Origin of the sequence: Brachybacterium atlanticum (genome assembly GCF_025669985.1) — a bacterium.
GTDB lineage: Bacteria > Actinomycetota > Actinomycetes > Actinomycetales > Dermabacteraceae > Brachybacterium > Brachybacterium conglomeratum.
Map to the genome: position 1 here is coordinate 114,889 of NZ_JAKJJW010000008.1, position 7,629 is coordinate 122,517.

Consider the following 7,629-nt stretch of genomic DNA (forward strand, 5'->3'; position numbering starts at 1 on the left):
GCCGATCCCGATGAGGTGCCCGCACTGCGGAGGACCGGGGCCGCCGTTACGATCGAGCGCATGCCCGCAGAGATCCCGGATCCCGCCCCCGCCACCGCACGGCTGCGCCTGGACCTCTCCTACGACGGCACCGACTTCCACGGCTGGGCCGCCCAGCCCGGTCAGCGCACCGTCCAGGGCGAGCTCGAGGCCGCCCTCTCACGCATCGCGCGCGTGCCCACGAGGGTCACCGTCGCCGGCCGCACCGACGCCGGCGTCCACGCCCGCGGCCAGGTCTGCCATCTCGACCTGCCCCGCGACGTGCTCGCCACGATCCCCGGACGCTCCGACCGCAGCCCCGCCGAGGCGCTCGTCACACGCCTGGCCGGGGTGCTGCCGGACGACGTCGTCGTCCACGTCGCCCGCGAGGTCACCTCCGAGTTCGACGCCCGCTTCGGGGCGCTGTGGCGCCGCTACCGCTACCGGATCTCCGACGGCCCCGCCGCCCACGACCCGCTGCGACGGGACGTGCTGCGCCACCGTCGGCCGCTGGACGTGCAGTCGATGGCGCGCGCGAGCGAGCCGCTGCTGGGCGAGCACGACTTCCTCTCCTACTGCCGCCCGCGCGAGGGCGCGACCACGGTGCGCGAGCTGCGGGAGCTGCGCTGGGAGCGGCCCGGAGAGGGGCGGGCCGACGAGGGTCTGATCGTCGCGACCGTCGTCGCCGACGCGTTCTGCCACCACATGGTCCGCTCCCTCGTCGGCGCGCTGCTCGGGGTGGGAGAGGGGCGGCGCCCCGAGAGCTGGCCCGCCGAGGTCCTCGCCGCCCGCACCCGCGAGTCCTCGACCCGGGACGGGGCCGGCGCCGCCCCGCTCTGCCCGCCGCAGGGCCTGACCCTCGACCACGTCGCCTATCCGCCCGACGAGGAGCTCGCCGCCTGGGCCGCCCGCACGCGCACCCTCCGCGCGCCGCTGCCGGTCGAGGACGTCGCCGCCGTGGAGTGAGCGCTCGGGCGTGAGCGGCCGCTCGCGGCCGCGGCCGGCCGTGAGCGAGCACCCTCCGGCGGGCGCGAGCGGGCCGCCGTGAGACCGGTCGGAGATCACACTCCCCGGCCACGTCCTGCGTTGACGCTCCCTCCGCGCGGCCCGTAGGATGAGCGGTCGTTGTGCCTCGATGTGTGCCCGACTCCGCTGCCGTTCTCTCACGGTGCGGCGCGATCGGGATCTCACCCACATCCAGGCCCGCCGTCGCATGGTCAGCGGAGCGGGCCGGGTACAGCCACAGGGGCCATGCTTTTACCCGAAGGAAGCGTGCCCACGGTCCATTCGAACCGTGCCCGGACGGCGTCCTGCCGACCTGGCACCACCACGAGAGAAGAAGGCACGAGTGCGTACGTTCACCCCGAAGCCCGGCGATGTCGAGCGTTCCTGGTACGTCATCGACGCAACGGATGTCGTCCTCGGCCGGCTCGCTTCCCAGGCTGCCCAGCTCCTGCGGGGGAAGCACAAGCCGGTCTTCGCACCCCATGTGGATGCGGGCGACTTCGTCATCATCATCAACGCCGACAAGGTCGCGCTGACCGGCAACAAGCGTGAGGCGAAGCTCGCCTACCGCCATTCCGGCTACCCGGGCGGCCTCCGCGGCGTCCCCTACTCCGAGCTGCTCGAGAAGAATCCCGAGAAGGCAGTGGAGAAGGCCATCCGCGGCATGCTCCCCAAGAACAAGCTCGCTGATCAGCAGATCAAGAAGCTCAAGATCTACTCGGGTTCCGAGCACCCCCACAGCGCTCAGCAGCCCGTCCCCTTCACCATCGACCAGGTGGCGCAGTAAGCGGGGGCTCCCGCCACTCCGCCCTGCCGCACGGAAGAACCAAGGAGAACCGTGACTGAGACCACCCCCGAGTCCCTCGAGGCCGTGACCGACGAGTCGGCCCCCTCGAGCTTCACCACCGAGTCGACCGGCGAGGCCGCCGTCGGCACCGGCCAGTCGGCCACCGCGCCCGGCTACGGCACCGGCCGTCGCAAGCGTGCGATCGCCCGTGTCCGCCTGGTCCCCGGCTCCGGCCAGTGGACCATCAACGGCCGCTCGCTCGAGAACTACTTCCCGAACAAGCTGCACCAGCAGGAGGTCAACGACCCGTTCACGGTCCTCGAGCTCCAGGGCCGCTTCGACGTGATCGTGCGCCTCAACGGCGGCGGCCCGTCCGGCCAGGCCGGGGCCGTGCGCCTCGGCGTCGCCCGCGCGCTGAACCAGATCGACGAGGAGCACAACCGCCCGACCCTCAAGAAGGCCGGCTTCCTCCGTCGCGACGCGCGCATCATCGAGCGCAAGAAGGCAGGCCTCAAGAAGGCCCGCAAGGCGCCGCAGTACTCCAAGCGCTGATCGGCGCGGAGCAGCGCTCCGTCCCACCTGCGCAGTACGCACGATGCCCTCGACCTCCGGGTCGGGGGCATCGTCGCGTCCAGGGCGGTTCGCGGGCGAGGCATCGCAGCGTGCCGGGGGCGAGGTCGGTGGTGGAGTCGGCTGTCGGGGCGGGGGTGGTCAGGTGGTGGCGTATGGCGTACCAGTACGGCGATATAGGCGTACCGGTACGCCATACGCTAGGAGTCGACCACGGCTGGCCGGGCGCGGCAGGGGCCGGGGTCGGAATGGGACCAGGGCCGGGGCCGACGCGCTCAGCGCCGGCCCGTCAGCTCAGCAGCTCGCGCAGGTCCTCGGCGGTGACGGCGGAGCGGAACGCCTGCCCGCCGTCGGTGAGCGAGTCGAACAGCTCGGCCTTGCGGCGCTGCAGCGCCAGGACCTTCTCCTCGATCGTGTCCTCGGCGATCATCCGGTACACCATCACCTGCCGGTCCTGGCCGATGCGATGGGCGCGGTCCACGGCCTGGTTCTCCGCCGCCGGGTTCCACCACGGGTCCAGCAGGAAGACGTAGTCCGCCTCGGTGAGGGTGAGGCCGAAGCCGCCCGCCTTCAGCGAGATCAGGAACACCGGCGCGTCCCCGTCGCGGAAGCCGCTGACGGCCGCATCGCGGTCCCGGGTCGAGCCGTCCAGGTGCGCGAAGTCGATCCCGCGCGCGGAGAGCTCGCCCGCGACCCGGTCGAGATAGGTCGTGAACTGGCTGAACAGCAGCACCCGGTGCCCGTCGCCGATGACCTCCTCGAGCCGGTCGAAGAGCGCCTCGAGCTTGGAGCTGGGCACGTCCGCGTACTCCTCCGCGTCCACCAGCGAGGGGTCCAGCGCCAGCATCCGCAGCAGGGTCAGGGAGCGGAAGACGATGAAGCGGGAGCGGTCCAGGTCCGTGTCGATCAGGCCCAGCACCTTCTTCCGCTCGCGCTGCAGCACCGAGTCGTAGACGGCGCGGTGCTCCGGCGACAGCGTCACCGTGAGCACCTCCTCGTGCTTCTCCGGCAGCTCCTTCGCGACGAGCTCCTTGGTGCGGCGCAGCAGGAAGGGGCGGATCCGACGGCGCAGCTGCTCCATCCGCTGTGGCGCCTCGCCGGTCGCGATCGGGAGCGTGAAGCGCTTGCGGAACCCGATCGCGGTGCCGAGCAGGCCCGGCGCGACCAGGTCGAGGATCGCCCACAGGTCGTCCAGGGAGTTCTCCATCGGGGTGCCCGTGATCGCCAGGCGCATGCCGGCGCGCATCCGCTTCGCGGCCAGGTGGGTGCGGGAGCGGCGGTTCTTCACGAACTGCGCCTCGTCCAGCACGAAGCCCTGGAAGCGGCGCGAGGCGAAGAGCTCCTCGTCCAGGCGCAGGACCGCATAGCTGGTCACCACCAGGTCCACGCCCTCGAAATCCTCCTCGGCCGCGCCGCCGCGGGAGGCGGAGGTGCCCTCGAGCACCCGCACGCGCAGCCCCGGCGCGAAGCGCTCGGCCTCACGGCGCCACACCGGCAGCACCGAGGCGGGGGCGGCGACGAGGAAGGGCGGGGCCGACGGGGACTGCTCGCGGGCATGGGCGATCAGGGCGAGGGTCTGCACCGTCTTGCCCAGGCCCATGTCGTCGGCGAGCACCCCGCCGAGCCCCTGGTCGAAGAGCATGGCCAGCCACGCGAAGCCCTCGCGCTGGTAGGGCCGCAGCTCCGCCTGCAGGCCGCGGGGCAGCGGCGGCGCGGGACGGTGCTCGAGGGCGCGCAGCGGGTCGACGGCCGCGGTCCACTCCGCGCTCGCCTCGGTCTGGTCGGCGATCTCGGCGAGCTCGTCCCACATGTCGACCTGGTACTTCGAGATCCGCTGGACCTCGGGCTCCCACTCGGCCAGGGCCTCGCCCTCGCGGATAAGCTCGCGCAGCGCGTCGAAGGCGGGATGGTCCAGGGAGAAGTAGGTCCTGTCCGGCATCAGCAGCTTGTCCCGGCCGCGGGCGAGCGCCACGAACAGGCTCGGGAAGGGGATCTGCCGGCCCTCGACGGTGATGTCGAAGCCGAGGTCGAACCAGTCGTTCTTCCCGGGGGAGGCGTGCTGGGTGATCCGCACCTGCGGGGCTCCGTCGAGCTCTCGGTAGGCGTGGCGGGTGCCGGTGACCTCGACCTCCACATGGTCCAGGGCGTCCAGCGCATCGAGCACGTGGGCGGTGAACTCGGCGGTGTCCACGCCGGAGAGGAGCTGGGCGGCGTCGGTGGGCCGGTGGGGCCACAGGGTCATGGCCTCGGCGATCACCGCGTCCTCGTGGGCGGTGTCGCGGTGCGCGCCCTGGCGCTGGTCGATCGGCAGGCGGCGGTCCGGGTCGTGGTAGCGCCAGGACCAGCGCAGGGCGAGCCGGTCCCCGTCGGCGTAGGCGGCCTCGAGATGGAGGGCGGGCCGACGGGCCGCCGGCAGCGCGACACTGCCGTCGAGGCTTGTCATGGGGCTCAGCGCGCGCAGCTTCGGGTAGGCGACCTCGAGGAAAGCCTCGCGGTCCGCGGCGGGGACGCGCAGCGGCTCCCGACGGTGCAGGAGGGCGCGCAGGTCGCGCGGCACCGCGGCGGGCAGCGGGGCGATGCGGGCGGTGAGCAGCTCCTCGTCCGCGGGGAGCGCCTCGAGCACCCCGGCGCCGCCGAGCAGCCGGCCGTGCTCCGTCTCGAGGCCGTCGATCGCGAAGCGCGGGGCGACCTCGAGGGCGCCGGAGTCCTGCTCGGAGCGCAGGTCCAGGCCCGCTTCCCCGTCGCGCGCGAGGGAGATCGCGGCCAGGCCGCTGCCGGGCAGCAGCTCGACCCCCGCGTCCAGCGCGTGGGCGAGAGCCTGCCACAGCAGGGGAGAGGTGATGGTGTTCAGCCACAGGTGGTCGACCGCGCCGGAGGTGTAGGAGCGCTCCACCGAGGCGGCCGCGAAGATCCTGGTCAGCGCCTCGCCCTGTGCGGGGTCGTACTCGCGGCCCGCGAGGCGGAACTCGAAGCTGCGCCAGGAGAGGTCGCCCTTGATCCACAGGCCCTTGCGTCCGCGGGTCACGGGGCGCAGGCCCAGCCAGAGATCGGCGCCGGCGGCGAGATGCGCAGGCGTGGCGACCTCGCGGTGGTGGCGGGAGGTGCCGGTGCCCGAGGCCGCCGCCTCGAGATCCACCCGCAGCGCGAGCGGCTTCGCGACGGTCCCGGACCGCGCGGAGAAGGCGCGGGAGCTCAGCAGAGGGCGCAGCACTGTGCGCCACTCCGCGGGCGGCTCCTCCCGCGCGGCGCGGACGGCGAGGTCGTTGGTCCGGTACAGCAGCGCTCCGACGTGCAGGCATGCCTCGCCCACCGAGCAGTCGCAGCGCGAGGAGAGCGGTCGCCACAGCCCCCCCGGCCCCGGGGTCTGGAAGCGGCGGGAGACGGCGTCCTCCTCGTACTCGGTCAGGACCGTCTCGGTGTGATGCCGGGCGCCGTCGGTGTCCGTGACCTGGGCCGACAGGGTCGAGCTCGCCTCGTCCCAGTCCACCGCGCCCACGCTCCCGCCGCGCGCGGCGGCGAGGCTCCTGCCCGCCGTGCGATCACCCACGTGGTGGCTGATCGCGGAGGGCAGCAGTCGAGGGAGCAGGACCGTTGGGGACATCCCGCCAACGTAACCCGCGCCGCACCCCGCGCACGAGGGATCTCACCGGAATCACGACCCTCAGCGGGTAGTCTCACAGCGTCCTCCCGGTCGCCGCGGCATCGACGAGCCCGTCCGCCCCGTCGATCCCGACCCGGGAGCAGCACCACCCCCGACACTTCCTAGGAGACCCCCGTGGCACGACTCTTCGGCACCGACGGAGTGCGCGGACGCGCCAACGACGACATCACCGCGGAGCTCGCGGTCGAGCTGTCCGTGGGCGCGGCGCACGTGCTCGGCACGCTCGGCGCCTTCGGCGGCACCCGCCCCCGCGCGATCGTCGCCCGCGACACGCGTCCCTCGGGGCACTTCCTCGCCGCCGCGGTCAGCGCCGGCCTCGCCTCCGCGGGCGTGGACGTGCTCGACGCCGAGGTGCTGCCCACGCCGGGCCTCGCCTATCTCGTGCAGTCCACGGGCGCGGACCTCGGCGTGATGATCTCCGCCTCCCACAACCCCGCCCCCGACAACGGCATCAAGTTCTTCGCCCGCGGCGGCACCAAACTGCCCGACGAGGTCGAGGACGCGATCGAGGCCCGCCTCGGGGAGCAGTGGGAGCGCCCGCAGGGCACCGACGTCGGCACCATCACCCGCTACGAGGGCGCGATCGAGGAGTACGTGACCCACCTCGTAGGCACCCTGGACCGCTCCCTCGAGGGACTCACCGTCGTCGCAGACTGCGCCAACGGCGCCGCCGCGATCTCCGGCCCCGAGGCGCTGCGCCGCGCCGGCGCGACCGTGCACGTGATCGGCGACTGCTCCGACGGCGGGCTGATCAACGACGGCGTCGGCTCCACCCACCTCGAGCCGCTGCAGGCCGCGGTGCGCGAGCACGGCGCCGACATCGGCGTGGCCTTCGACGGCGACGCCGACCGCTGCCTCGCCGTCGATGCGGCGGGGGAGATCATCGACGGCGACCAGATCATGGCGATCCTGGCCCTGGACCTCAAGGAGCGCGGCAAGCTCCACGAGGACACCCTGGTCGTCACCGTCATGAGCAACCTCGGCCTCAAGCTCGCCATGAAGGAGCACGGGATCGTGCTGGGGCAGACCGCCGTCGGCGACCGCTACGTGCTCGAGGAGATGAACCTCGGCGGCTTCTCCATCGGCGGCGAGCAGTCCGGCCACGTGATCATCGCCGAGCACGCCACCACCGGTGACGGCGAGCTCACCGCCCTCCACCTGCTCCAGCGCATCGCCGAGACCGGCCGCACCGCCGCCGAGCTCAAGTCCGTGATGAGCCGCATGCCGCAGGCGCTGATCAACGTCAAGGACGTCGACAAGGCCAAGGCCACCATCGACCGCCGCGTCGGCGACGCGATCGCGGCGGCGGAGAAGGAGCTCGGGGAGACCGGCCGGGTGCTGCTGCGCCCCTCCGGCACCGAGCCCGTCGTGCGCGTGATGGTCGAGGCCCCCACCGACGCGCAGGCCACCGCCGTGGCCGAGCGCCTCGCCGTCGTGGTCCGCGAGCGCGTCGGCCTCTGAGCCCCGGACGGGCCGGGGCCGACGCACACGGCCCCGGCCCGCGCCCTCGCCTGACCCCATCCTGCCGAGCGCGGGCGAAGCTTCTGCGCCCGTGACGACTCATGCGAGCCACCGCATGAGTCGTCAC

At 73.1% G+C, this 7,629-nt stretch carries 5 protein-coding genes; 4 read left to right on the plus strand and 1 reads right to left on the minus strand.

Annotated features, from left to right (window positions below; all coding sequences use genetic code 11):
• Positions 1 to 60: 60 nt before the first annotated feature.
• The 3 genes from truA to rpsI all read left to right on the plus strand — a co-directional run bounded on the left by truA (position 61) and on the right by rpsI (position 2,362).
• A complete protein-coding gene (truA, locus tag L3K22_RS06040; protein WP_263310586.1) occupies positions 61 to 984 on the plus strand; it encodes a tRNA pseudouridine(38-40) synthase TruA in 924 nt (307 codons plus the stop codon).
• A 382-nt stretch (positions 985 to 1,366) separates the two neighbouring features.
• The gene (gene rplM, locus L3K22_RS06045; RefSeq protein WP_010550278.1) at positions 1,367 to 1,810 is read left to right on the plus strand and encodes a 50S ribosomal protein L13; all 444 of its coding nucleotides are present in this window, start codon (positions 1,367 to 1,369) and stop codon (positions 1,808 to 1,810) included.
• A 51-nt stretch (positions 1,811 to 1,861) separates the two neighbouring features.
• Entirely contained in the window at positions 1,862 to 2,362 is a 501-nt protein-coding gene (gene rpsI / locus L3K22_RS06050; protein ID WP_010550277.1) for a 30S ribosomal protein S9, read from the plus strand.
• Between the two features lie 307 nt (positions 2,363 to 2,669).
• Here rpsI and L3K22_RS06055 read toward each other — a convergent pair whose 3' ends face one another.
• On the minus strand, positions 2,670 to 5,981 hold the full coding sequence (locus L3K22_RS06055) for a DEAD/DEAH box helicase (RefSeq protein WP_263310587.1): 3,312 nt from the start codon (positions 5,979 to 5,981) through the stop codon (positions 2,670 to 2,672).
• Positions 5,982 to 6,155: 174 nt separating this feature from the next.
• Between L3K22_RS06055 and glmM the strand changes: the two genes are divergently transcribed.
• Entirely contained in the window at positions 6,156 to 7,502 is a 1,347-nt protein-coding gene (gene glmM / locus L3K22_RS06060; protein WP_263310588.1) for a phosphoglucosamine mutase, read from the plus strand.
• The last annotated feature ends 127 nt before the right edge of the window (positions 7,503 to 7,629 follow it).

Excerpts from the sequence above, each read along its gene's own strand:
- truA (WP_263310586.1), top strand. The coding sequence starts at position 61 with ATGCCCGCAGAGATCCCGGATCCCGCCCCCGCCACCGCACGGCTGCGC.
- L3K22_RS06055 (WP_263310587.1), bottom strand. The coding sequence starts at position 5,981 with ATGTCCCCAACGGTCCTGCTCCCTCGACTGCTGCCCTCCGCGATCAGC.